General features: G+C 71.6%; 23 protein-coding genes. 13 read left to right on the forward strand and 10 right to left on the reverse strand.

Translation table 11 applies throughout. The features are described from left to right. Nucleotides 1-245: 245 nt before the first annotated feature. Nucleotides 246-1,004 carry an Fpg/Nei family DNA glycosylase gene (locus tag E1300_RS17295; RefSeq protein WP_131758040.1) on the reverse strand — a complete coding sequence of 253 codons (759 nt, stop codon included), beginning with the start codon at nucleotides 1,002-1,004 and terminating at the stop codon, nucleotides 246-248. A 125-nt stretch (nucleotides 1,005-1,129) separates the two neighbouring features. Here E1300_RS17295 and E1300_RS17300 point away from each other — a divergent pair, with 125 nt between their 5' ends. Beyond that, the gene (locus tag E1300_RS17300; protein ID WP_131758041.1) at nucleotides 1,130-1,690 is read left to right on the forward strand and encodes a hypothetical protein; all 561 of its coding nucleotides are present in this window, start codon (nucleotides 1,130-1,132) and stop codon (nucleotides 1,688-1,690) included. Nucleotides 1,691-1,899: 209 nt separating this feature from the next. After that, nucleotides 1,900-2,442 carry a hypothetical protein gene (locus E1300_RS17305; protein ID WP_207399799.1) on the forward strand — a complete coding sequence of 181 codons (543 nt, stop codon included), beginning with the start codon at nucleotides 1,900-1,902 and terminating at the stop codon, nucleotides 2,440-2,442. 49 nt (nucleotides 2,443-2,491) lie between these two features. On the opposite strand, the gene E1300_RS17310 is transcribed toward E1300_RS17305, so the two are convergent. After that, nucleotides 2,492-2,851, reverse strand: coding sequence for an STAS domain-containing protein (locus tag E1300_RS17310; protein ID WP_242619201.1), 360 nt, complete (start codon nucleotides 2,849-2,851; stop codon nucleotides 2,492-2,494). A gap of 282 nt (nucleotides 2,852-3,133) precedes the next feature. Here E1300_RS17310 and E1300_RS17315 point away from each other — a divergent pair, with 282 nt between their 5' ends. The 8 genes from E1300_RS17315 to E1300_RS17350 all read left to right on the forward strand — a co-directional run bounded on the left by E1300_RS17315 (nucleotide 3,134) and on the right by E1300_RS17350 (nucleotide 12,272). Next, on the forward strand, nucleotides 3,134-7,261 hold the full coding sequence (locus tag E1300_RS17315; protein WP_242619202.1) for a SpoIIE family protein phosphatase: 4,128 nt from the start codon (nucleotides 3,134-3,136) through the stop codon (nucleotides 7,259-7,261). Continuing rightward, complete coding sequence (locus E1300_RS17320; RefSeq protein WP_131758044.1) at nucleotides 7,258-7,578, forward strand: STAS domain-containing protein; 321 nt, start codon at nucleotides 7,258-7,260, stop codon at nucleotides 7,576-7,578. Before E1300_RS17315 ends, E1300_RS17320 begins: the two co-directional genes overlap by 4 nt. 62 nt (nucleotides 7,579-7,640) lie before the next feature. Further along, a complete protein-coding gene (locus E1300_RS17325) occupies nucleotides 7,641-8,006 on the forward strand; it encodes an STAS domain-containing protein (protein ID WP_131758045.1) in 366 nt (121 codons plus the stop codon). Between the two features lie 149 nt (nucleotides 8,007-8,155). Then, the gene (locus E1300_RS17330) at nucleotides 8,156-9,412 is read left to right on the forward strand and encodes an acyl-CoA dehydrogenase family protein (protein WP_131758046.1); all 1,257 of its coding nucleotides are present in this window, start codon (nucleotides 8,156-8,158) and stop codon (nucleotides 9,410-9,412) included. 1 nt (nucleotide 9,413) lies between these two features. Continuing rightward, nucleotides 9,414-10,064: a TetR/AcrR family transcriptional regulator gene (locus tag E1300_RS17335; protein WP_131758047.1), complete on the forward strand. Its 651-nt coding sequence runs from the start codon at nucleotides 9,414-9,416 to the stop codon at nucleotides 10,062-10,064. Nucleotides 10,065-10,141: 77 nt separating this feature from the next. Then, entirely contained in the window at nucleotides 10,142-10,909 is a 768-nt protein-coding gene (locus tag E1300_RS17340; protein ID WP_131758048.1) for a peptidoglycan recognition protein family protein, read from the forward strand. Between the two features lie 66 nt (nucleotides 10,910-10,975). After that, complete coding sequence (locus E1300_RS17345; protein ID WP_207399801.1) at nucleotides 10,976-11,764, forward strand: SAM-dependent methyltransferase; 789 nt, start codon at nucleotides 10,976-10,978, stop codon at nucleotides 11,762-11,764. Between the two features lie 325 nt (nucleotides 11,765-12,089). Continuing rightward, on the forward strand, nucleotides 12,090-12,272 hold the full coding sequence (locus E1300_RS17350) for a hypothetical protein (protein ID WP_131758049.1): 183 nt from the start codon (nucleotides 12,090-12,092) through the stop codon (nucleotides 12,270-12,272). Between the two features lie 31 nt (nucleotides 12,273-12,303). Here E1300_RS17350 and E1300_RS17355 read toward each other — a convergent pair whose 3' ends face one another. The 3 genes from E1300_RS17355 to E1300_RS17365 form a co-directional block, all read right to left on the reverse strand. Then, on the reverse strand, nucleotides 12,304-12,486 hold the full coding sequence (locus tag E1300_RS17355) for a DUF397 domain-containing protein (protein WP_131758050.1): 183 nt from the start codon (nucleotides 12,484-12,486) through the stop codon (nucleotides 12,304-12,306). Nucleotides 12,487-12,575: 89 nt separating this feature from the next. Next, nucleotides 12,576-12,764: a DUF397 domain-containing protein gene (locus tag E1300_RS17360; protein WP_131758051.1), complete on the reverse strand. Its 189-nt coding sequence runs from the start codon at nucleotides 12,762-12,764 to the stop codon at nucleotides 12,576-12,578. After that, nucleotides 12,761-13,711, reverse strand: coding sequence for a helix-turn-helix domain-containing protein (locus E1300_RS17365; RefSeq protein WP_131758052.1), 951 nt, complete (start codon nucleotides 13,709-13,711; stop codon nucleotides 12,761-12,763). Before E1300_RS17365 ends, E1300_RS17360 begins: the two co-directional genes overlap by 4 nt. Between E1300_RS17365 and E1300_RS17370 the strand changes: the two genes are divergently transcribed. Further along, the gene (locus E1300_RS17370) at nucleotides 13,683-14,108 is read left to right on the forward strand and encodes an ATP-binding protein (protein WP_370784977.1); all 426 of its coding nucleotides are present in this window, start codon (nucleotides 13,683-13,685) and stop codon (nucleotides 14,106-14,108) included. The genes E1300_RS17365 and E1300_RS17370 overlap by 29 nt on opposite strands. 20 nt (nucleotides 14,109-14,128) lie before the next feature. Here E1300_RS17370 and E1300_RS17375 read toward each other — a convergent pair whose 3' ends face one another. Then, nucleotides 14,129-15,499, reverse strand: a complete 1,371-nt coding sequence (locus E1300_RS17375; RefSeq protein WP_131758054.1) for an HNH endonuclease signature motif containing protein — start codon at nucleotides 15,497-15,499, stop codon at nucleotides 14,129-14,131. Between the two features lie 260 nt (nucleotides 15,500-15,759). Here E1300_RS17375 and E1300_RS17380 point away from each other — a divergent pair, with 260 nt between their 5' ends. Next, nucleotides 15,760-16,254 (forward strand): VOC family protein, encoded by a 495-nt coding sequence (locus E1300_RS17380; RefSeq protein WP_131758055.1) that lies wholly within the window; start codon nucleotides 15,760-15,762, stop codon nucleotides 16,252-16,254. 300 nt (nucleotides 16,255-16,554) lie between these two features. Here E1300_RS17380 and E1300_RS17385 read toward each other — a convergent pair whose 3' ends face one another. The 3 genes from E1300_RS17385 to E1300_RS17395 all read right to left on the reverse strand — a co-directional run bounded on the left by E1300_RS17385 (nucleotide 16,555) and on the right by E1300_RS17395 (nucleotide 19,528). Continuing rightward, nucleotides 16,555-17,481 carry a M23 family metallopeptidase gene (locus E1300_RS17385; RefSeq protein ID WP_131758056.1) on the reverse strand — a complete coding sequence of 309 codons (927 nt, stop codon included), beginning with the start codon at nucleotides 17,479-17,481 and terminating at the stop codon, nucleotides 16,555-16,557. A gap of 120 nt (nucleotides 17,482-17,601) precedes the next feature. Further along, nucleotides 17,602-18,492, reverse strand: a complete 891-nt coding sequence (locus E1300_RS17390) for a carbohydrate kinase family protein (RefSeq protein ID WP_131758057.1) — start codon at nucleotides 18,490-18,492, stop codon at nucleotides 17,602-17,604. 16 nt (nucleotides 18,493-18,508) lie between these two features. Beyond that, complete coding sequence (locus E1300_RS17395; RefSeq protein ID WP_131758058.1) at nucleotides 18,509-19,528, reverse strand: class I mannose-6-phosphate isomerase; 1,020 nt, start codon at nucleotides 19,526-19,528, stop codon at nucleotides 18,509-18,511. A 314-nt stretch (nucleotides 19,529-19,842) separates the two neighbouring features. Between E1300_RS17395 and E1300_RS17400 the strand changes: the two genes are divergently transcribed. Then, nucleotides 19,843-20,892: a LacI family DNA-binding transcriptional regulator gene (locus tag E1300_RS17400; protein ID WP_131758059.1), complete on the forward strand. Its 1,050-nt coding sequence runs from the start codon at nucleotides 19,843-19,845 to the stop codon at nucleotides 20,890-20,892. On the opposite strand, the gene E1300_RS17405 is transcribed toward E1300_RS17400, so the two are convergent. Then, nucleotides 20,855-22,450, reverse strand: coding sequence for an alkaline phosphatase D family protein (locus E1300_RS17405; RefSeq protein WP_131758060.1), 1,596 nt, complete (start codon nucleotides 22,448-22,450; stop codon nucleotides 20,855-20,857). The two genes, E1300_RS17400 and E1300_RS17405, sit on opposite strands and share 38 nt — an antisense overlap. Nucleotides 22,451-22,459 lie beyond the last annotated feature (9 nt).

Below are 22,459 nucleotides of genomic sequence, written 5' to 3' on the forward strand. Positions count from 1 at the left end.
AGCAGCGCGGCGGCGGCGAGGACGGCACCGCCCGCCCGCCCGGACGCCCGCTTCGACGGCCGCTTGGGCGCCGGCCGGGGCGCGCGTGTGGACAACCGGATGGACACGGGTGGCTCCTTACGGCTCACGGATACGGATCGATGGCCCTACACCCGTTGGGCGTTCCATCCCGTTCCGCCGCGTTCCATCCGTGCCGCCCGAGCCGCACACCACAGCCCGGGCGGTCGGTTCGGCCCGTGCCGCCGTCAGCCGGTGGCGGGTTCCGGCTGGTCGACGGGGCAGGCGTAGGCCGTCCGTCCGGCGAGCTGCCAGCTGCGGACGGGCGCGCCGCACCGGCGGCACGTCTCGCGCTTGTAGACCCACCGCTCGTCCGGCGCCGACGGGTCGCTGACGACCTGCCCGGCGTCCCGTCCGAGCGCCATGTACCGGACGGCGGCCTCCCACAGCCGGGACGCGCCGCCGGGGCCGAGGCCGCGCGCGGCGGGGTGCAGGCCGGTCACGAACAGCAGTTCGGCGCGCCAGGCGTTGCCGACGCCCGCCCAGACGGCCTGGTCGAGGATCGCCGCGCCGACCGGGACGCGCGCGGCGGCCATCCGCCGGACCGCCTCCGCCTCGTCGGCGTCGTCCCTGAGCGGGTCGGGGCCGAGCGAGGCACGCAGCGCGGCGAGCTCCGGCTCGTCCAAGGCCTCGCAGCGGGAGGGGGCGATGAGGTCGAACGCGGCGTCCGCCGTGGCGAGGCGGAGCCGCGTCCCGCCGCGCGGCGGGGTCGCGGGGTCGTCGTAGCGCAGGAACAGCCCGCGCATGCCGAGGTGCACGTGCACGGCCCGAGCGTCGTCGAACACGTAGAACAGGTGCTTGCCGTACGCCTCGACGGTCCGCATCCGGCAGCCGTCATAGGGATCCGCGTCGAACCTGCCCTGCGGGCTCGTCGCGCGCACACGGCGGCCGGCGAGCGCTCCGGCCTGCTCGACGGCGTACCGGTGAAGCAGATGTCCCTCTGGCATACCCGCGTCATACCCACCACGGTCCGGTGGTCGCAGAGTCGAACATACTTTCGATAGGCTGGGGGCACTGACCTGTCCGGGTGCCCCGGGCCGGCCGAACCTTCGATGCAAGGGACGGATAGCCGATGGCGTTCTCACCAGAGGTACTCCCAGCCGCCGTCAACGCGATCACCAACTCCCCGGGGCGGCAGCGCCCCGTCGTCCTGATCACCTGCGACGCCGACGGGCGGCCCCGGGTCTGCGTGCCCGACTGGGGCGACCTGCGCGCCGTCGACGACCGGCACCTGCGCGTGGCGGTCTGGCCGTCCGACCCCACCGCCGCCAACCTGGACCGCGACGCCTCCGCCCTGCTGATCGTCACCATCCCGTCCGACGTCTACGTCGTGAACGCCACGGCCCGGCTGCTGGAAGGCGCCGCGATGGTGTGGGCCCACTACGAGCTGACGATCACCTCGGCGGGGGTCGCGGACCGCGGCACCGTCCCGCGCCCGCGGTCCGAGAGCGACGCCGAGGCCGGATGGGAGGTCCTGGCGCAGCGGCCCTCGAAGGCGGACGGCGCGCCCGCCGGCAGGGCCCCGGCGCTCGAAGCCCGGCGCCGGACCTCGCCGCAGCGCTCCCCCTGGGCCCGCCCGCCGGGTCCGGGCGGCAAGGGGGAGCATCGCTGCACCGAAGGGGCCCGGCCGTAAGGACGCCCTGGCCGCGCCGCCGTCCGCACCGTTTCCGTGATCACCCGCCATCCCCGATGGCTGCCTTCTATGGCGGTCCGGATACGTTCGGCGGCGGCGCGGCCGGGTCATATCTCGGGTGGACGATCATGCCGTCCGGGAAGGGGCCCCCACCGGCTCAGGGGACGCTCCCGACCCGGCCGGACCTTCGACGTAAGGCGGACATGCCGATGGTGTTCCCCTCCGAGGTGCTCCCAGCCGCCGTCAACGCGATCACCAGCTCCCCGGGGCGGCAGCGCCCCATCGTCATGGTCACCTCCGACGCCGACGGCCGGCCCCGGGTCTGCGTGCCCGACTGGGGCGACCTGCGCGTCCTCGACGACCGGCGCCTGCGCGTGGCGATCTGGCCGTCCGACCCCACCGCCCTCAACCTGGACCGGGACGCGCCCGTCCTGCTGATCGTCACCGCGCTGTCCGAGGTCTACCTCGTCGACGCCACGGCCCGCCGCCTGGAAGGCGCCGCCATGGTGTGGGCCCACTACGAGCTCACGATCACCTCGGCGCGGGCCGCCGGCCGCGGCACCGTCCCGTACCTGCCGTCCGACGCCGGCGTGGAGCTCCTGGGGCAGGGGCCGGACGACGCCGACGACACGTTCCGGGCGAGGGTCACGGCGTTCAGGGCCCGCCGGAAGGCGCCCCGGCGCTCTCCCTGGGCCCCCTCCTCCGAGGGCGGCAAGGGCGAGCACCGCTGCACGGGAGGCGCCCGGCCATAGCCCGCTCAAGGGCCACGGCACGCAATCAGGGCACGCGGTCAGGGCACGGTCAGGACTGGTTGAGGGCGCCGATCGCGTCGTCGACCGTGGGGTGAAGGGAGAAGATCTCCTCCAGCCCGATAATGCGGAGGACCTGAACGAGGTCGGCGTTCGCTCCGGCGAGCAGGAGCGCGCTGCCGGCGGCCTGGGCGCGGCGGTAGGCGGCGATGAGCACGGTGATGCCGGTGGAGTCGCAGAAGGCGAGCCCGGACAGGTCGATGACGACGCCGGAGCCGGCCGGGAACGACACCGTCTCCAGGGCTTTCCGCAGCTCCGAGGCGGTGTGGTAGTCGAGGTCCCCGGCCACGCCCACGACGGGGATCTCGGCGTCCGCCGGCGGGAGGGTGACGGCGAGGGTGCGGTCGGTCACCGAAGACGCTCCTGTGCGGATGGCATCCGTCATCTCCACCTCGTTCGCGGGCAGCGTCCGAACGGACACATATCCTGGGCTGATCTATCCTATTTTTTCGTTAATTCACCTCGACGCTCGGTAAAGATGTACGGGGCACGAGCGCCGAGGGATCGAGCGTGCACCGGGAACAACGTACGGCAACGGCTGCCGTGATCCGGTCACCGGCACGACCACCGCGAGCGTTTCGAGCGGCCGGTGCGGACGCCAGAGGGGGGCGGCGTGAGCGTGGGAGGGGTCGGTGTGAACGAAGGGGTGTTCGGCGCCGACAGCGAGATCGGGCGCGATCTCGCCGACGTGGACTGGGCGGCGACCCCGCTCGGGCCGCCGTCCGGCTGGCCGCAGAGCCTGCGGACCGCGGTGAGCATCCTCCTGTCGTCGCGGTTCTCGATGTGGATGGCGTGGGGCCCCGACCTGACGTTCTTCTGCAACGCCGCCTACCGGCGCGACACCCTGGGCCGCAAGTACCCCTGGGCGCTGGGCCGTCCGGCGGCCGAGGTGTGGACGGAGATCTGGGACGACATCGGCCCGCGGATCGACACCGTCCTGACCACCGGGGAGGCCACCTGGGACGAGGCGCTGCTGCTGTTCCTCCAGCGGTCCGGCTACTCCGAGGAGACCTACCACACCTTCTCCTACAGCCCGTTGCGGGACGACTCCGGCGCCGTGGTCGGGATGCTGTGCGTGGTCATCGAGGAGACCGAGCGGGTCATCGGCGCGCGGCGCATGACGACGCTGCGGGACCTCGGTTCCGACCCCAGCGTGATCCGCACCGAGGAGGAGACGCTGACCTTCGCCCACCGGCAGCTCGACCGCAACAAGCGGGACCTCCCCTTCACGCTGACGTACCTGTTCGAGGAGGACGGCGGGGCGCGGCTGGCGGAGGCGACCGGGATCCCCGCCGTCCATCCGGCCGCCCGGGAGGGCGTGTGGCCCGTGGCGGCGCTCTCCCGGGGAGAGTCGGTCGTGGTGCCGCTCGAAGGCGAGGCGTTCGCGAAGCTGCCGTCCGGGGACTGGCAGGACCCGCCCGTCCAGGCGCTGGTGGTGCCGCTGCTCCAGCAGGGCAGCGCGCCGTACGGGTTCCTGGTGGCGGGGCTGAACCGGTACCGCCCGCTGGACGAGGGGTACCGCGGGTTCGTGGAGCTGACCGCCGGGCATCTCGCGGCGGGCATCGCGAGCGCGCGGAGCTACCAGGCGCAGCAGCGGCGGGCGGAGGAGCTGGCCGAGCTCGACCGCGCCAAGACGACGTTCTTCTCCAACATCAGCCACGAGTTCCGCACCCCGCTCACGCTGATCATGGGGCCGGTGCAGGAGCTCCGCGGCCGTCTGGAGGACGCCGACGAGCGGGTCCTCCAGGAGCTGGAGATCATCCACCGGAACGGGCTGCGGCTGGGCAAGCTGGTCAACACGCTGCTGGACTTCTCCCGCATCGAGGCCGGCCGGATGCAGGCGCACTACGAGCCGGTCGACCTGTCCGCCGTCACCGCGGAGCTGGCCAGCGTCTTCCGCTCCGCCATCGACCGGGCCGGGCTGGCGTTCGAGGTGGCCTGCGACCCGCTGCCCGAGCCCGTGTACGTCGACCGCGGCATGTGGGAGAAGGTGATCCTCAACCTGCTCAGCAACGCGCTGAAGTTCACCTTCGAGGGGTCGATCCGGGTCGGGGCGCGCGTCGTGGACGGGCAGGCGGAGGTGACGGTCGCCGACACCGGCGTCGGCGTCGCCGAGGACGAGATCCCCCGGCTGTTCGAGCGCTTCCACCGCATCGAGAACGGCCGCACGCGCGCCCGGTCCAACGAGGGCAGCGGCATCGGCCTCGCCCTGGTCAAGGAGCTGGTCGGCCTGCACGGCGGCACGATCACCGCGGAGAGCCGCGAGGGCGAGGGCACCCGGTTCACCGTCCGGCTGCCGTTCGGGGCGGCGCACCTGCCCGCGGACGCCGTCGCCGCGGCGGACGGGCCGGACGGCGCGCCGGGCGGGTCCGCGGGGGTGTCGGCCAGCGCCGACCCCTACGTCCAGGAGGCCCTGCGCTGGCTGCCGCGGGAGCAGGCCGACGAGCCCGCCGCCGACGCCCCGGCGGAGGCGGGCCCCACGGCCGCGACCACCGCGCCGCAGGTGCCGGCCCGGGTGCTGGTCGCCGACGACAACGCCGACATGCGCGAGTACCTCACCCGCCTGCTGCGCGGCGCCGGCTACGAGGTGGACGCGGTCGCCGACGGGCGGGCGGCGCTCGGGGCCGTCCGCGCGGCCGCGCCCGACCTGGTCGTCAGCGACGTGATGATGCCCCACCTGGACGGGCTGGGGCTGGTGGCGGCGCTGCGCGGCGACCCCCGCACGGCGGCCGTGCCGGTGCTGCTGCTGTCGGCCCGCGCCGACCAGGACGCCTCGATCGAGGGGCTGCGGGCGGGCGCCGACGACTACATGCTGAAGCCGTTCGCCGCCGCCGAGCTGCTCGCCCGGGCCCGGGCGAACGTAGAGCTGGCGCGGCTGCGCAACCACCACGCCCGCTGGCGCACCGCGCTGGTCGACTCGCTCCAGGAGGCGTTCTTCGTCTGCGACGAGGACGGCGCCGTCATCGAGATCAACACCGCGTTCACCGACATCCTCGGATACGGCCCGGAGGGGCTGCCCTACCCGCCGGTCCACCCCTGGTGGCCGGACGAGCGGACCGACCCGCAGGCGTACCGGCAGGTCGCCGAGGCGTTCGGCACCCTGCTCGGGCAGGAGCGCGGCACCTACACCATCCCCGTGGACCACCGCGACGGGCACCGGCTGTGGGCGAGCGCCTCCTTCAACCAGGTCCGCGACCCCGAGACCGGGCGCCGCGTCGTCGTCGGCACGTTCCGCGACGTCACCGCCGAGCACTACGCCATCCAGCGCGAGACCGCGCTGGCGGCGCTGAGCATGCGGCTCGCCGAGGCCGTGAGCCTGTCGGAGGCGCTGGACGGCGCGCTCGCGGAGCTGCGGGACGTGTGGCGCGCCGAACGCGTGCTCGCCGCGATCTTCCAGGGCGACGGCCCGCCCGCGCTGACGTCCACCGACCCGGAGGTGACCTGGGAGTCCCTTCCGGAGCGGCGGCGCGACGAGCTGGCGTCCCTGCGCGACCACCCGACGCTCTCTCCGTCCGCCGAGCACACCACGGCGATCACGCTGGAGCATCCGCTCGGGTCCCTGGTGCTGTGGATCGATCTCAGCGAACGGCGACCGTTCACCGACCAGGACCAGGTGCTGCTGTCGCTGCTGGCCGGCCGGCTCGCCCAGGGCCTGGCCCGCGCCCACCAGATCGACCGGCAGCGGGAGACCGCCCTGGCGCTCCAGCGCGCCATCCTCGGCCCCTCGCAGCTCCCGATCGGGTTCGCGGTCCGCTACGAGCCCGCGGCCCGTCCGCTGGAGGTCGGCGGCGACTGGTACGACGTGCTGACCTTCCCCGACGGCCGGATCGGCATCGTCGTCGGCGACTGCGTCGGCCGCGGCCTGGACGCAGCGACCGTCATGGGGCAGCTCCGCAGCGCATGCCGGGCCCTGCTCCTACGGGACGCCAGCCCCGCCCGCGCGCTGATGACCCTCGACCACTTCGCCGCGGGCATCCCCGAGGCGGTGTGCACCACCGTGTTCTGCGGCGTCCTGGACCCCGAGACCGGCGAGCTCACCTACGCCAGCGCCGGGCACCCGCCCGCCATCCTCGCCCGGCCGAACGGCTCGGTCGAGCTCCTCGACGGCGGCCGGTCCCTGCCGCTCGCCGTCCGGCCGGGCGCATCCCGGCCGGAGGCCGGAGCCACCATTCCCCCGCGCGCCACCGTGCTGCTCTACACCGACGGGCTCGTCGAGCGCCGCCGCCGCCCGCTGAGCGACGGCATCGCCCAGGCCGGCGAGGCCGTGCAGGACGGCCGCGACGAGGCCGTCGACGACCTCGCCACCCGCATCATGACCCGGCTGGCCCCGCCGGACGGCTACGACGACGACGTCGCGCTGCTGCTGTACCGGCACCCCGCCCCGCTGGAGGTGACGTTCCCCGCCGAGTCGTCCCAGCTCGGCCGGGTCCGGGACGCGCTGCGCGGCTGGCTCGCCCGCTGCGGGCTCTCCCGCCGCACCACCCAGAACGTCCTGGTGGCCGCCGGTGAGGCGTGCGCGAACGCCATCGAGCACGGCCACCGGCACAGCCCGGGCGACGCCGTCCGGCTGCGCGCCGAGGCGCACGCCGACCGGCTCGACCTCGTCATCGCCGACAGCGGTCGCTGGCGGACGCCCCGGGCGGAGCCGGATCCGAACCGCGGCCACGGGACGGCGCTGATGCGCGCACTGATGCAGGAGATCACCATCACTCCCGGGCCGGACGGCACGACCGTCCGCATGCACACCAGGATCGAGTCATGACCACGCCGCTCACGCTCACCCCCGGCCGGGCCCCGGACGGCACCGCCGTGCTGGCCGCCGCGGGCGAGATCGACATGAGCAACAGCCAGGACTTCGCCGCCGCCATCACCGCCGCCCTCGACGGCGCGGCCGGCCCGCTCGTGGTGGACCTCAGCGCCGTCGAGTACCTCGACAGCGCCGGCCTCAGCATCCTGTTCCGCCACGCCGAGCGCCTCGAACTGGTCGCCCCGCCCGTGCTGGAACCGGTCCTGACCCTCTCGGGCATCGCCGACCTGACCACCGTCCGTCCCGTGCCGTCCTCGGCGGACGGCACCTGAGCCGCCCCGCGGGCGCCACCCCCGCCCGCCGGACGACCGCGAACCCACGCCGAAGGAGCCACATGGCCGAGTACGAGGTGACCGGCAGCGCCCAGCACGGGCGCGCCGTGATCACCCTGACCGGGGACCTGGCCCTCGACACCGTGCAGCAGGTCGAGCAGGACATGCGCGACGCCCGCCGCCGGCACGGCGAGCACCTCGTCCTGGACCTGCGCGGCCTGCGGTTCCTGGACTCCACCGGCCTCAGCCTGCTGCTGCGCTTCTACCTGGCCGCCGAGGGGCGCGGCGGCAGCGCCGTCCTGGCCGGCCCGATCCAGGACGAGGTGCTGCGCGTCCTCCAGGTCACGCACGTCGACGAGCGGCTGACCATCCGCCCGAACCTCGACACCGCCCTGGCCGACCCACTACCGACCGGCGACCCCACCTGACCCGGCGCCACCGGCCCGGCGCCGCCCGCCGCGCCAGCCTCCGCGACGCGTACCGCGAACTCGTAGCGGATCTCACGCGTCCGTGCTCTCCCTCTTGGCCCGGCGCTGCGGCGGTGCGATGCTGGTTGAACAATCGTTCAGGAGGATTTATGGATTTCGCGCTGCCCGAGACCCTGACCCGCCTGCTGGCCGACCTCGACGCCTTCATCGAACGGGAGATCCGACCGCTCCAGGAACAGGACGACAACGAGCGCTTCTTCGACCACCGCCGCGAGTACGCCCGCACCGACTTCGACAACGGCGGCGTCCCGCGGCCGGAGTGGGAGGAGCTGCTGGCCGAGATGTTCCGCCGCGCGGACGCCGCGGGCTGGCTCCGCTACGGCCTGCCCAAGGAGGTCGGCGGCTCGGACGGCACCAACCTCGACATGGCCGTGATCCGCGAGCATCTGGCCCACAAGGGGCTGGGCCTGCACAACGACCTCCAGAACGAGTCCTCGGTCGTGGGCAACTTCCCGTTCGTCCACATGATGCTGGAATTCGGGACGGCCGAGCAGAAGCAGGAGTTCCTGGAGCCGATGCTCGCCAGGGAGAAGCGCATCGGGTTCGGGCTCACCGAGCCGGACCACGGCAGCGACGCGACCTGGATGGAGACCACCGCGGTCCGCGACGGCGGCGACTGGGTCATCAACGGGGCCAAGCGGTTCAACTCCGGGATGCACTCCGCGACCCACGACGTCGTGTTCGCCCGGACGTCCGGCAAGCCCGGCGACGCGCAGGGCATCACCGCGTTCTTCGTTCCGACAAGCGACCCCGGCCTGTCGGTCGACTTCCACTGGTGGACGCTCAACATGCCCACCGACCACGCCGAGGTGACCCTGCGGGACGTCCGCGTCCCCGACTCGGCGATCTTCGGCGCGGAAGGGGAGGGCCTCGCCGTGGCGCAGACCTTCGTCCACGAGAACCGCATCCGGCAGGCGGCCTCCGGGGTCGGCGCCGGGCAGTACTGCATCGACCGCAGCGTCGAGTACGCCCTGAAGCGCAGCACGTTCGGACGTCCGCTGGCGACCCGGCAGGCGATCCAGTGGCCGCTGGTCGAGCTCCAGACCGAGGCGGAGCTGCTGCGCGGGCTCGTCCGCAAGACCGCGTGGGAGCTGGACCGCGTCCCGCACATGGAGATCAGCGACCGGGTGTCGATGTGCAACTACCGCGCCAACCGCTTCGTCTGCGAGGCGGCCGACCGCGCGATGCAGGTCCACGGCGGCCTCGGCTACACCCGGCACACCCCGTTCGAGCACATCTACCGCCACCACCGCCGCTACCGGATCACCGAGGGCGCCGAGGAGATCCAGATGCGCAAGGTCGCCGGCCACCTGTTCGGCTTCACCGGCCCCCGCAGGAAGGGCTGACATGGCCGCACGCTCCCGGGACACCGTCCCCGCCGACCCGGACGCCGTGCCGGACGCGGCACCGGCGCCCGTCCAGGGCCCCGGCGAGGAGGGGATCCTGAAGGCCGCGATCGCGGTGATGGCCGAGCAGGGCTACCACGGCACCTCGGTGCGGGACATCGCGGTCCGCGCGGGCCTCAGCCCGTCCGCGCTCTACTACCACTTCGCGTCCAAGCAGGAGGTCCTCGCGACGATCATGGAGCGCGGGATCGAGGAGCTCCTCCGGCGGACCCGCGCGGCCCTGGCGGACGCCGGCGACGACCCCGCGTCCCGGCTCGGCGCGGCCGTCGAGACGCACGTCCTGTTCCACCTGGAGGACCAGCGCGGCACCATGCTCGGCACGAGCGAACTCCGCGCCCTGGAGGAACCCGTCAGAACTCGCCACCTGGACAAACGGCACCAGCAGCAACGCCTCTTCGACGACGTCCTCCTCCGCGGCGCCGAGCTCGGCGCGTTCGGTACGCCGATCCCCCTGGAGGCGTCCCGCGCGATCGTCGTGATGTGCACCGGCGTGGCGAGCTGGTTCTCCCCGGACGGCCCGCTCGGCCGCACCGAGATCGCCCACCGCTACCGGCGGCTCGCCCTCGACATGGCCGCCGCCGCCGGACGCTGACGGCCTCCCCGCCTTCCCCCGCTTCCGGCCCGTCGGTCAGCATGGTCGGCAAGGCCCATCCGCAAGGAGCTCCCGCCATGTCCGGTATCTCGCCCTTCGCCCGCCGCGACTTCCTCACCCGCGCCAGCGCCGTCGCAAGCGGCGCCGTCCTGCTCGGCGCCGCCGACCTCGCGCTCCCGGCCGCCGCCGCCAACCGGCCGCGCGTCTACACGCGCGCGGAGTGGGAGGCCAGGCCACCGGTCGCACCCGCGCCGATCATCGCCGCGCCCGACCACCTCGTCGTCCACCACATGGCCTTCCCGAACTCCACCGACTACTCCCGCGCCCACGCGTTCCAGCTGTCCCGCGACTGCCAGAACCTTCACATGGACACCAACGGCTGGGACGACACCGGCCAGCAGCTCACCATCAGCCGCGGCGGATACGTCATGGAAGGCCGCAACCGCTCCCTGGAGGCCATCGCCCAGGGCGCCAACGTGATGGGCGCCCAGACCGCCGGGCACAACGACCACACCCTCGGCATCGAGAACGAGGGCACCTACGTCACCGAGCTCCCCACCCCGGCCCTGTGGAAGGCGCTCGTCCGGACCCTCGCCTGGCTCTGCGACGTCTACGACCTCGACCCCCACACGTCCATCGTCGGACACCGCGACTACGTCACCACCACCCAGTGCCCGGGCGACGCCCTCTACGCCAAGCTGCCCGTCCTGCGAAACATGGTCGCCGCCGCGCTCGGCGCCTCCCACGCCACCGAACGCACGCGCCCGACCGTCCGCAGCGGCCTGCCCGGCCCCCGCCGCCGCGGCGACCACGGCCCCGCCGTCGGCCCGGACGAACGCCCCTGACCGCCGTCCCGTCCTAGACTGGGTCGCCTGATTCATTGTGGTTTCACGTAGTTAGGGCGGACGACGGTGGACGACGCGACAACACCAGGACCCGAGCACGCCCTCACCCCGAACGTCGCCCGCATGTACGACTACTTCCTGGGCGGCAAGGACAACTACGCCTGCGACCGGGACGCCGCCGACGAGGTCGAACGCGTCCTGCCCACCGTCGCCGGCGTCGCCCGAGCGAACCGGGCGTTCCTCCAGCGCGCCGTCCGCTACGTCGCCGAACGCGGCATCGACCAGTTCCTCGACATCGGCACCGGCCTCCCGACCCAGGGCAACGTCCACGAGATCGCCCGGACCGTCCAGCCCGCCACCAGGGTCGTCTACGCGGACAACGACCCCGTGGTGGTCGCCCACGCGCGCGCCCTGGTCAGCACCGACGAGCAGACCGCCGTCATCCAGGCCGACGTCCGCGACCCCGACCCCCTGCTCGCCGACCCGCAGGTCCACGCCCTGCTCGACTTCGAGCGCCCGCTGTGCGTCCTCTTCGTCGCCGTCCTGCACTTCGTCAGCGACGCCGAGGGCCCGGCGGGCCTCATGCGCCGCTACATCGACGCCATCCCGCCCGGCAGCCACGTGATCCTCTCCCACGCCGCCATCGAGGAGCAGCGCAACATGCAGGTCGGCCAGACCTACCGCTCCACCTCGGCGAACGCCCCCCTCGTCGCCCGGACGCGCGAGGAGGTCACCGCGCTCCTCGACGGCCTCACCATCCTCGACCCGGGCGTCGTCCCCCTCCACGAATGGCGTCCCCAAGGCGGCGAATACGTCACCCACGCCGGCTGGACCGCCGTAGCCCAGAAGGAATAAGAGAACGGTCTCCCCCGCCGGATTTCCGGCTTCGGTGATGTCGTCCCCGCCCGCTAGGGTCACTCGCCATGAACGAACTCGCCCGGACGGCCGGATTCCTCGCCGCCCACGGCATCTGGAGCGTCTCGGACGGCGAGACGCTGATCCCCATCCTCGGCCACGCGCAGCCCGACGGCACCCGCGGCATGCAGCGCCTCGTCCACGACGACGTCGGCGACGCCGCGAAAGCGGGCCAGCGCGCCCTAGAGGCGGGTCGCGAAGGCTGGGCACACGCGGTCCTCGTCACCGACGCCTACCATACGGCCCGGCCCGCCGCTCGCTTCGGATGGCCGTCCCCTACCGGCCGCATTCCGAGGGCTTCGCCGTCTACCGCCCGAAGTTCATCGACGTCACCGGCGTCGACTCACCGGACTACGCCACCCTGGCCGACCACTTCTTCTCCGGCGTCGACTCCCACGAACGGGCCGCCGAAGTCTGGAACACCCACCTCATAGACGAGTCGGTCTGACCCGCCCCCACCCGCCCGCTCGGACCGCCGGTCACCGCCCCACGTGCCCCTTGATCCGCCGAACGAGCCCCGCGAACTCCCCCACCGTCAGATAGAGCTGCCCACCCTCCGGGGCCTTGGAGTCACGCACCCCGACCCCAACCGAGAGCCGTCCCAGCTCAACGCATTGCGTGTCGTTCACACCGCCGCTGTACGAGCTCTTGCGCCACTCCATATTCAGCTACCTCTCAGCACGACTCGATCTTCGCGAGAAAGCCGTCTCCCGAGGCGCGGCCTATCCATGCCCGGCCGCTCACATCCCGGTCACCGCTCGACCCGCCCCTTGATCTTTCGGACAAGACTGGCGAACTCCCCAGCCGTCAAGCTGAGCTGGCCACCCTCGGGATCCTTGGAATCGCGCACCCCGACCCCGACTGAAAGTCGCCCCAGCTCAACGCACGCCTTGTCATCCACACCGCCGCTGTGCGAACTCTTATGCCACCGCACGCTCATCTATACCTCTCCAGGTACGACTCGATCATCGCGCGAGAGCCATCCTCCGACGCGGCTTTCGCACCGATACGGTCAAACTTATCCGCCAGCTCGCGGACCTCGCCAGGCACCTCGATCAGGCGGCCACCGCCCTGAGCTCCCGCGTAGGCGATGTCCCTGGTCTCCAGGCTGATGATCTGAAGCGATCCGTCCACGCCGAGGGTGGCACCAGACGAGAAGGGGACGATGCGGATGCTCACATGCCCCTGATCCCCCATCTCCAGCAGGTGCTCAAGCTGGTTCGCCATGACCTCTGGACCGCCAACTTCACGCATCAGGACGCCTTCGTCGATGAGCACCCACATGTCAGGCACGACCTCGCGTCCCAGCACACCGGCTTTGCGCTCGATGCGCTCAGCCATCTCACCCTCGCGGTCCCTCGTGGTACTCGCCCGGACGAGCGCCCCGGTGTACTCATCGGTTTGGAGATGCAGTGGTACCGCCTGCCCGTGGTAGGACCTGAGCGAACTGGCTTCCCTCTCGTATTGGCTGTATTGACGGAACCAATCGGGGTCGTGAGCTATTCGGGCAAACCAGAGCATCAGACGGAATAGCCTACCTGTTCCGAATCTTTCGTCCAGCGCTTTCATCTGATCGTCTTGTGGCCGCTGCCTCCCAGCCTCCATGTTGCAAACACTGGAACGAGCAACTCCCATGATCCGACCGAACTGATCCAAGGTCATGCCGTGCTTCTCGCGCCAAAAGCGCAGGTAGAACGCAAGGAAGTACCAGAGAGAGATCTTGGGGTCGAGCGGTTCGCGGATGGCCGGCATCGGTCCTCCCGAGTTTGGAGTTGTTTGATGTACACGCGAACGGTAGGACACGCCAGCGAGCCTTGGTGCGGGAATCGAAAGAACCGACGTCAAGGAAGGCGCGAGGATGGCAACAATAACGGACGACTTGGTCATTTCACTTCTGGGGTCGCCGGCGTCGGTCGGACTCGCGCGGACGCTGACCGGAGCCCGTCTACACAAATGGGGTTATTCGCATCTTCATGACGATGCGCTGACGATCGTGACCGAGCTGGTCACCAATGCGATCAGTGAGACGCCGGACGAGAAGGTCCGTCTTCAGGTGAGCCGGGACGTCCAAGGGGTGATCATCGCTGTTTGGGACGCCAGTCCCCGGTTGCCGCAGCCGAAGCCCGTCGTCGAGCTGACGCTTGACGATCTCGACCTTTCCGAGGACGCGTTCGACGACAACGGGGGCTGGGGCCTTTCGATCGTCAGCACGCTGGCGTCCACCTGCGGCGCCACCCGCGACACCGTCGGCGGGAAATGGATCTGGGCCCGGATGGTGCCGTAACTCGTGAACGGCGAGCCGATCTACTGGCGTTCGGGGCGGACGATGTGCCAGGTGCCGGATGGGGTCGTCCAGATAAGGAGGCCGGGAAGCAGGTGCGTGAGGTGCCACCCGGGCGACTGTTTGGCGCGGTGATGGCGGCGACACAGTGGGGCGAGATTGCAGGCGCAGGTGGCGCCGCGGCCGTAGGGCACCGTGTGGTCGAGATCGCAGCGACTGGAACGGACATTGCAGGTCGGGAAGACACACGTGGCGTGGCGGGCTTCGACCGATTTCCGCATCGCCGCAGGTGGCCGGTAGGCCGAGTGCCCGTGTCCGCTGTGTGCCGGGCGGCATTCGGCGTCCCGGCGGGTGTGGAGGCTGCGGTGCATGTCCTGGACGGCGCGTGCGGTGAGGAGGGGAAGGGCTTCGAGCCGTCCGGTCGCGCGGGCATGGTTGAGGACGTGGGTGAGCTCCCGATCGACGGCGTGCGCGACCTCGGTCAGTGCCTCGTCGTTCGCCGCAGGCGGGGACACGGACGGGTCGGCGGACGCCGGTGACGGGGCCGCCGAGGTGCTGTCGGGCACCGGTGCGGTGACCAGGGCGTGCACGGCTTCGGGAAGCCGGTCGCCGCGCAGGAGGCGGACGGCCAGGTCGGCGCGGAGGTTGTCGAGCGTGCGGCCGTCGCCGTCGGCCCTGATCGAGTGCGCCACTGCGGTGATCTTGTTGTGGATGGCGTGCGCGTCCTCGGCGGGGAGGTCGAGCAGGGCGAGGCCGGCGGTGCCCGCCGGATCGTCCCATACCTCGATGCGCCGCTGGGCGACGGTCTCGCGTTTGCGTTCCTCGAACTCGGCCGGAGCGATGCGGTGAAGGATGCGTCGCGTCCGGCGGCGGAGCTGCCCCGTGGTCTGCTCGGACGCCTTGTCCAGGACGGCGCTCTCGACCCGCTTCACGAGGTCGCTCGAAAGGTTGTCGGTGGCGTCGCAGATGATGCGCGCCCTGGGCAGGTCGATGTGCCCGGCCTCCAGAGCGTGCATCGTGCTCGGGAGGTCGTCGGCGAGCCGTTCAGCGAGGTGGACGAGGGCGGCGGCGGTGTTGCCGGTCACGGTGAGCGCTGCGGCCACTTCCTCGACCACCGACTCGTGGGCGGACAGGATCCGTGGGGCATCCGTCTCGTCCTCATCATGTCGGCGGCGTTGCGCGAGTTCGGCGATCGCGGCCAGCTCGCGTGCCTGCGCCCAGGACGTCTGGCGCCGCGCGGCCGCCGCGACCTCGACCAGTTCGGCGTCCGAGAGATCGCTCAGTCGGTCTTTGCCGCCCGAAAGGCAGATGGCGAGTTGCGGCCCAGGAGGGAACCATCGGCGCCCTTCCCATTCGCGAGCCGCGCGAGTATCGACCGCGACCGAGACCGCCATGCGTTCACCTCCTTATCCACCATCATCGTCAATCTATCAGCCACCTCCGACAGACAGGGAAGCGATATTAGCGCGCTCCGAATCGCAAAATGTGCTATTACGACAAGTGTGGTAGATCGGCGCTATTGGAGGATATGTCGCGTGTGGGATGCGTGCGCGAGATGACCGCCAGACGCGTCGCGTCCAAGTAGGACGAGAACTGACCTATATCGCGCCTAGTGTCGGTGACCCATTCCCCAACGAGCACGGGAGCCACGAATATGTCCGTCAAGGCGATACCCACGGGCTACACGACCGTCACACCATGGATCATCTCGCGGGACACGGCCGCGGTCATCGACTACCTTCGCAAGGCTTTCGGCGCCGAGGAGTTGGGCCGGGTGATCGACGCTCGCGGGGTGATCGGGCACGCGGAGGTCCGGATCGGCGACGCTATCGTGATGCTCTTCGACGGGGACCCCGGGTGGCCGGCGATGCCCGCGTTCCTGCGGCTGTACGTCGAGGACGCCCATGCCGTGCACCGGCAAGCGGTCGAGGCGGGCGGCGTCTCCATCTCCGAGGTCACCCATCTCGCCTTCGGTGACCTGGTCGGCCGTGTACGCGATCCGTTCGGCAACGTGTGGTGGATCCAGACCCACATCGAGGACGTGACGCCTCAGGAGATGGAGCGGCGCGCCGGCGACCCGGAGTTCACCGCGGCGATGGAGTACATGCAGCACCCCGAGACCGAGTTCTTCCCCCGGACGAAGACCTGATCAAGCCGATGTACGCAGACCAGCCGCGTGACCCATGGCGGTGCGAGCGTGGGCCCGGGCGGACGGTGCGGGACCAGCGCCGCCCGGACGGTCAGCGTCTCGCCGATGGGGCCGCTGTGCCGGGGCGTATGTCTGGCCCCCGTGCCCGGCGAACACCCAGTCCGCGCCGCGCGGCGCCGCCAGACCCGCGTCCACCGTGCTCTGGGACGGCGCCGCATCCGCGGCGCTGGACGGGACGCCCACCCGCAGGCCAACCCGCTCCACGCGAAGTGCTCGCGGGCGCGCTCGGAGATCTCGGCCTCAGGCGCAGTGCTCGTAGGTGCTGGTGTAGGTGACGCCGTCGATGGTGCCGCCCCATTTGACGCACTTGCTGGCGGCAGCGGCCTTCACTGGTCCGGCGTACCAGGTGAAGTCGCCCTTGTCGGACTTCGCCGTGGCGCCCTCGACCTGGAGCGTCGCCGCCATCGCGGCCTTGGCGCCCTTGGGCTTGACGGTGACGACGCAGTTCTGCCCGGCGCCGTAGCCCAGGTAGACCCTGCCGAGGGTCGTGGCGCCCTTCTTCAGCACGGCTTCGTCGATCTTCGTGAAGCCGCTGCCGCACACCGACGCCACCGGATCGCTGGGGGCGCCCCCGCAGGCGGTCAGCGTCTGCGTCGGGTAGCCGAACTTCCTGCCCTCGAAGTAGGCGGGCAGCTGGGAGCCCGCGGAGTCGCGCAGCTCGTAGTGCAGGTGCGAGATGATGGCGTACTTCGCGCTGGTGTTGCCGACCTGCCCGATCTGCTGCCCCTTGGCCACGGACGCGCCGACCGCGACGAGGCGCTTCTTCAGGTGCGCGTACCGGGTGACGTAGCCGCCGGAATGCCGGATGTAGACCATGTTGCCGTAGCCGCTGGACGTGCTGTACTCCGACCGAATCACCGTCCCGGCCGCCGCGGCGACCACGGGCTTGCCGTTGTCGGCCTCGCCGGTGGTGCCCCAGTTGAAGTCGATCTCGTAGCCGGTGTGCGCCGAGCTCTTGTTCGAGCCCGTCCAGGTCTGCCCGCAGGGGAAGGGGAGCTGAAAGGTCGGCATGGCCGCGGCCGCCGCCGAGGCGGGTTTCGGGTCCCCGCCTCCCTGCACGGCCGCGACCACGCCCGCGGCGGCCAGCCCGGTGACCGCGACCGTTCCTCCGGCCGCGAGGACGATCTTGCGCCGCGCGCCGCCACCACGGGAACTGATGCGTCCCATTTGCACCATCCTTCGGCTCTTTCCGTCCGAGTGGATGGTGATCCTCACGGCTGCGCCCCGGGCGCGCAAGAGGAAAGCGCGAAAGCAGGCCCCTGGCACTAGTGCCCTGGCACTACCGGCTCATGTGGCGGTTCTGAGCTCCTCCTTGGTCGGGGGGTCGGCGCCGGGGCGGGTGCAGGTGATCGCGGCGGAGGCCAGCGCGTCCGCGAGAGGGGCTGACAACGTTGTCTCGTCTGCTCGGGCGAGGCCGTTGCGATCCAATAGCCCACCGGCCAGCAGGCCCGACAGCAGGCCGGACATGAAGGCGTCGCCCGCGCCGACCGTGTCCACGACCTCGACCTTCGGGGCCGGACGCTCAATCTGGCCGGACGCGGTGACCGCGACACAGCCACGCGCGCCCCGCGTCACGACGACGAGCGCCGGACCGAGGCCGTGCCAGCGGTGCGCAACCTCCACGGGATCGTCGTCCGGATAGAGCCAGCCGAGATCCTCGTCGCTGGCCTTGACGACGTCGCTGAGCCCGATCTGGCGTTCGACCCGCGTCCGCTCGGACGCGCGGTCGCCCAGCAGCGGCGGCCTGATGTTGGGGTCGTAGCTCACCACGGGCGCCGCGGCCATCGCCGCCTCGACCGGTCCGGCGGCCATCGCCGCCGCGAGGGAACCCGTGTGCAGGACGGCCGTGTCCGGCGGCACGTCGAGCGCGGGCACGTCCCAGGAGATCGCGAAGTCGTAGGACGGGACGCCCGCGCCGTCCACCGTCACCACGGCGAGCGGCGTGAACAGCGCCGGATGCACGGTCGGCGCCACGCCGGCGGCCGTCAGGTGCCCGGTGACCAGGCGGCCGAACGCGTCGTCGCCGAGGGTGGTCACGAGCGTCACGGGGTTCCCGAGCCGGCCGAGGCCGACGGCGATGTTGGCGGGCCCGCCGCCGGGATCAGCACGGAAACGGCGTCCGTCGGATTCCGCCACGAGATCGACGAGAGCCTCACCGACCACCACGATCCGGGCCATCACCCCTCCTCAGCGGTCACGGCGCCGGAGGCAGGCACCGCAGGACCTCGACGTCGCCGCGCACCGTCGCCGGCCCCGCCCCGTAGGGGACGAGGACGGTCTGCCCGGCCCGGAGGGACACGATGCCATCCGCGCCGCGCAGTTCACCGGAGCCGCGCAGCACGATCAACACCGCGAAGCCCGGATCGAGTTCCGCGCCCTCACCGGCGAGCTCGGCGCGGAAGAACGGGTCGGCGCCCTCGGGCCACACCCGCCGCACACCGGGCCGCGACTCGGGCAGTTCGGACGGCCGCCGGACGAGCCGTCCGACCTCCTCGGCGTGGTGCCCGCGCCCGTCCACGCACTGGACGGCGGTGTCCCAGCCGAGCCGCAGGTCCGCGTCCGCGCCCGCCGGCAGGAAGCCCTCCCACTCGATCATGATGCTGAAGTCGGTCGGCTCCTGGACCTCCACGAGGAAGACCCCGGCGTCGATGGCGTGCGGCAGCCCGGCCGGGATCAGCACGGCGTCGCCCGGGCGGACCGCCACCTCGTTCATCTCGCCCAGCATCGCCGCGCCGTTCTGCGTGCGGATCCACTCGCGCAGCCGGTCGTCCCCGACGTCCTCGCGGAACCCGAGGTGGACGCGCCCCTCGCCGCCGTCCGGCACGTCCATCACAAGCCACGCCTCGGTCTTGCCGAACACGCTGCCGAGGTGGTCGCGCGCGAACTCCCGGGTCGGGTGGACGTGCACCGGAAGCCGCTGACCGGCGTCGAGCAGCTTCACGAGCAGCGCCGGAGACTCCCCCCACGCACGAACATGCTCCGGCCCGAGCCATCCGTCCGGATCCTCGGCGATCGCCGCCCGCAGCGACCGCCCGTCAGGCAGGAAGGTCAGCCCCACGTCACCTCCGAATCGGCTGGTCGCCGACCCGACCCAGTCCTCGGGACGGTACTCGTCGGGCGGTGGCGCACCCCGGAAACGGCCGATATTGGCGCCGCCCCGGTAGAAGTGCCGGGGCTGGTTGGCGGGCAGGGCGATGGGGCGGAGCTCAGGCATTCGTCCTCGAACGGGGCTGGTCGGATGACGTCACGCCCCACCCTCCCCGCGCCGAGACAACGTTGTCAAGATTCAGCCGAGATGATCCACCCGTACGGCCATCCAAACCTCGCAGTACACGCGACGAGCCGCAGTGATCGTCCTTAAGCTGGCTGATAACGTTGTCGGGGCGCTGCGATCGCATGCGAAGCCAGATCCGAGCTTGCGAGGATCTGATCGCGCAGTGAGCCGCCAGGCGAGCCGAAGCGATGCGGCGATCGCCGCAACGCCCGTTGAAGGAACGCGCGCCAGCGCGTGACGCCAAGGGCGGTGCAATGAAACAACGACCTACGATTTCGGATGTGGCGGCCTTGGCGGGGGTCAGTCCGAAGACGGTGTCGCGGGTGATCAACAATGAGCCGAACGTGCGGCCGGAGCTGGTCGAGCGGGTGCTCGCGGCGATCGGTGAGCTGGGGTTCCGGCGGAACGCGATGGCGAGTTCGCTGCGGTCGGGGCGGGAGACAGCGACGATCGGGCTGATCATCGAGGATCTGGCGAATCCGTTCTACTCGACGATCGCGGCGGAGGTGGCGCGGGTCGCGCGGGCGCATGACACGCATCTGATCACGGTCAGTTCGGAGGAGGATCCCGAGCTGGAGCAGCGGCAGTTCGCGCAGTTGTGCCAGCGCCGGGTGGACGGGCTGGTCATCGTCCCGGCGGGCGCCGACCATTCCTACACGCGGCCGGAGGCGGAGATGGGCATGCGGATGGTCTTCCTGGACCGTCCGCCGTCGGGCATCCTCGCCGACAGCGTCCTGGTGGACAACGCGGCGGGTGCGCGGGCGGGGATCGGGAGCCTGCTGGCGGACGGGCACCGCCGGATCGGCGTGATCGTCGACTCGCCGGCGATCCATACGGCGCGGGAGCGGCTGGCCGGGGTGCGGACGGCGCTGGCGGGCGCGGGCGTCCCCTATGACGATTCGCTGGTCAGGGCGGGTGTCGGTGATCCGGAGGGGGCCGCGCGCGCGGTCGCCGCGATGCTGGACGCGGACGATCCGCCGACGGCGTTCTTCACCGGCAACAACCGGATCACCGTCGGCGCGGTGCGGGAGCTGTTCCGGCGGGGTTCGGGCGCGGCGCTGATGGGGTTCGACGACTTCGAGCTGTCCGCGCTGATGCCGCGGCCGCTGACCGTGATCGCCTATGACGTGCGGGAGCTCGGCCGCGCCGCCGCCGTCCGGTTGTTCGAGCGGATCGGCGGCGACGCGTCGTGGCCGTCCGAGATCACGATCCCCACTCGCCTCGTCCGGCGGGGCGTGGAAGCGGGCGGCGACCGCGCGAGCCGGGTCAGGCCGGTTGCAGGCCCGGGTTCCCGTTCTCGGTGACGAAGCTGGTCCGCGTGCTCACGGGCGCGCCCGGTCTCGTCACGTAGGGCAGGACGCGGAAGTCGGCGCGGCACGCGTCCTTGGTGAGCGTGCACCGGACGTAGCCGCGCTGGTAGCTGGTGAACCTGATGTGCTCGTTGGCGTCCAGGAGGTTCTGGCCGCTCGGGTCGAGGTCCGTCCCGTCCATCTTGGTGGAGATGGACGTGCCGACGAATTCGACGCCGACGGTGCGGGAGCCGGGGTCGTCGAAGTCCAGTTTCAGGTCGGCCGCCATGTGCCGGTGCATGTCGCCCGTGAGGACGACGGGGTTCCGGATCCTCCGTTCGGCGAGTTCGGTGAACAGCCGGTCGCGGGCGGGTTTGTAGCCGTCCCAGAAGTCCATGACGAAGGCGCGGCCGTCGCCCGGCACGGTGTCGACCTGGGTGACGGGGATCTGCTGCGGGATGATGTTCCAGGTCGCGGACGACCGCTCCAGGCCGTCGAAGAGCCATCTCTCCTGGGCGTCGCCGAGGACGGTCCGGCCGGGCAGCAGCCGGTCGGCGCAGTCGCCGGTCTTGTCGCCGCAGGCCTGGTCGTCGCGGTACTGGCGGGTGTCGAGGATGTGGAAGCGCGCCATCCTGCCGTAGTCGAGGGAGCGGTAGAGGCGTCCTTGCGGGCCTTTCGGCCTGTTGGGCAGGCGCAGCGGGAGGTGCTCGTAGTACGCCTGGAACGCGGCGGCCTTGCGCTGCCGGAACGCTGCGGGGTCGGTGCCCGGGTCCTTGCCGTAGTCGCCGGCCCAGTTGTCGTCGATCTCGTGGTCGTCCCAGACGACGGCCCACGGGTGGGCCTGGTGCGCGGCGATGATGTCGGCGTCGTAGTGGTGGAGGGCGTGCCGGAGGCGGTATTGGGTGAGGTCGTACGGTTCGGCCCGCACTTCGGCGGGCAGCGCGACGCCCCGTACGCCGCCGGACGCGTCGATCGGGTTCTCGTAGATGTAGTCGCCGAGGTGGAAGACGATGTCGATGTCCTCCGCCGCGAGGTGCCGGTAGGCGGTGTAGAAGCCCTCGAACCATGCCTGGCAGGAGACGAACCCGAAGTTCAAGGCCTTGAGGGGCGCCCATGGCGGCGGGGCCGTCCTGGTGCGGCCCACGGGGCTGTCGGCGCCGTGGACGCGGAACCGGTAGAAGTACTCGCGTCCCGGCTTGAGCCCGTTCACCTCGACGTGGACGGAGTGCGCCAGTTCGGGGACGGCGTAGGTCCGTCCGCGTCGGACGATCGTGCGGAACCGGTCGTCGGCGGCGACCTCCCAGGTCACTTCGACCTTGCGGGCGGGCATGCCTCCGGCGCCGTCCGGGGCCAGCGGTTCGGGGGCGAGCCGCGTCCACAGGACGACGCCGGTCGGCCACGGGTCGCCGGAGGCGACGCCGAGCGCGAACGGGTCGGACCGGAACGCGGGCGCCGCCCACGCGCGGCTCGGTGAGAAGCCCGCCGCGGCGGCGGAGAGGGCGAGGGCGCCGCCGGACAGCAGCAGGCCCCGCCGTCCCATCGCCGGGCCGGACGGTCGCTGGGCACTGGACATGCACATCTC

The sequence above is a fragment of the Actinomadura fibrosa genome (assembly GCF_900659615.1).
Classification (GTDB): domain Bacteria; phylum Actinomycetota; class Actinomycetes; order Streptosporangiales; family Streptosporangiaceae; genus Spirillospora; species Spirillospora fibrosa.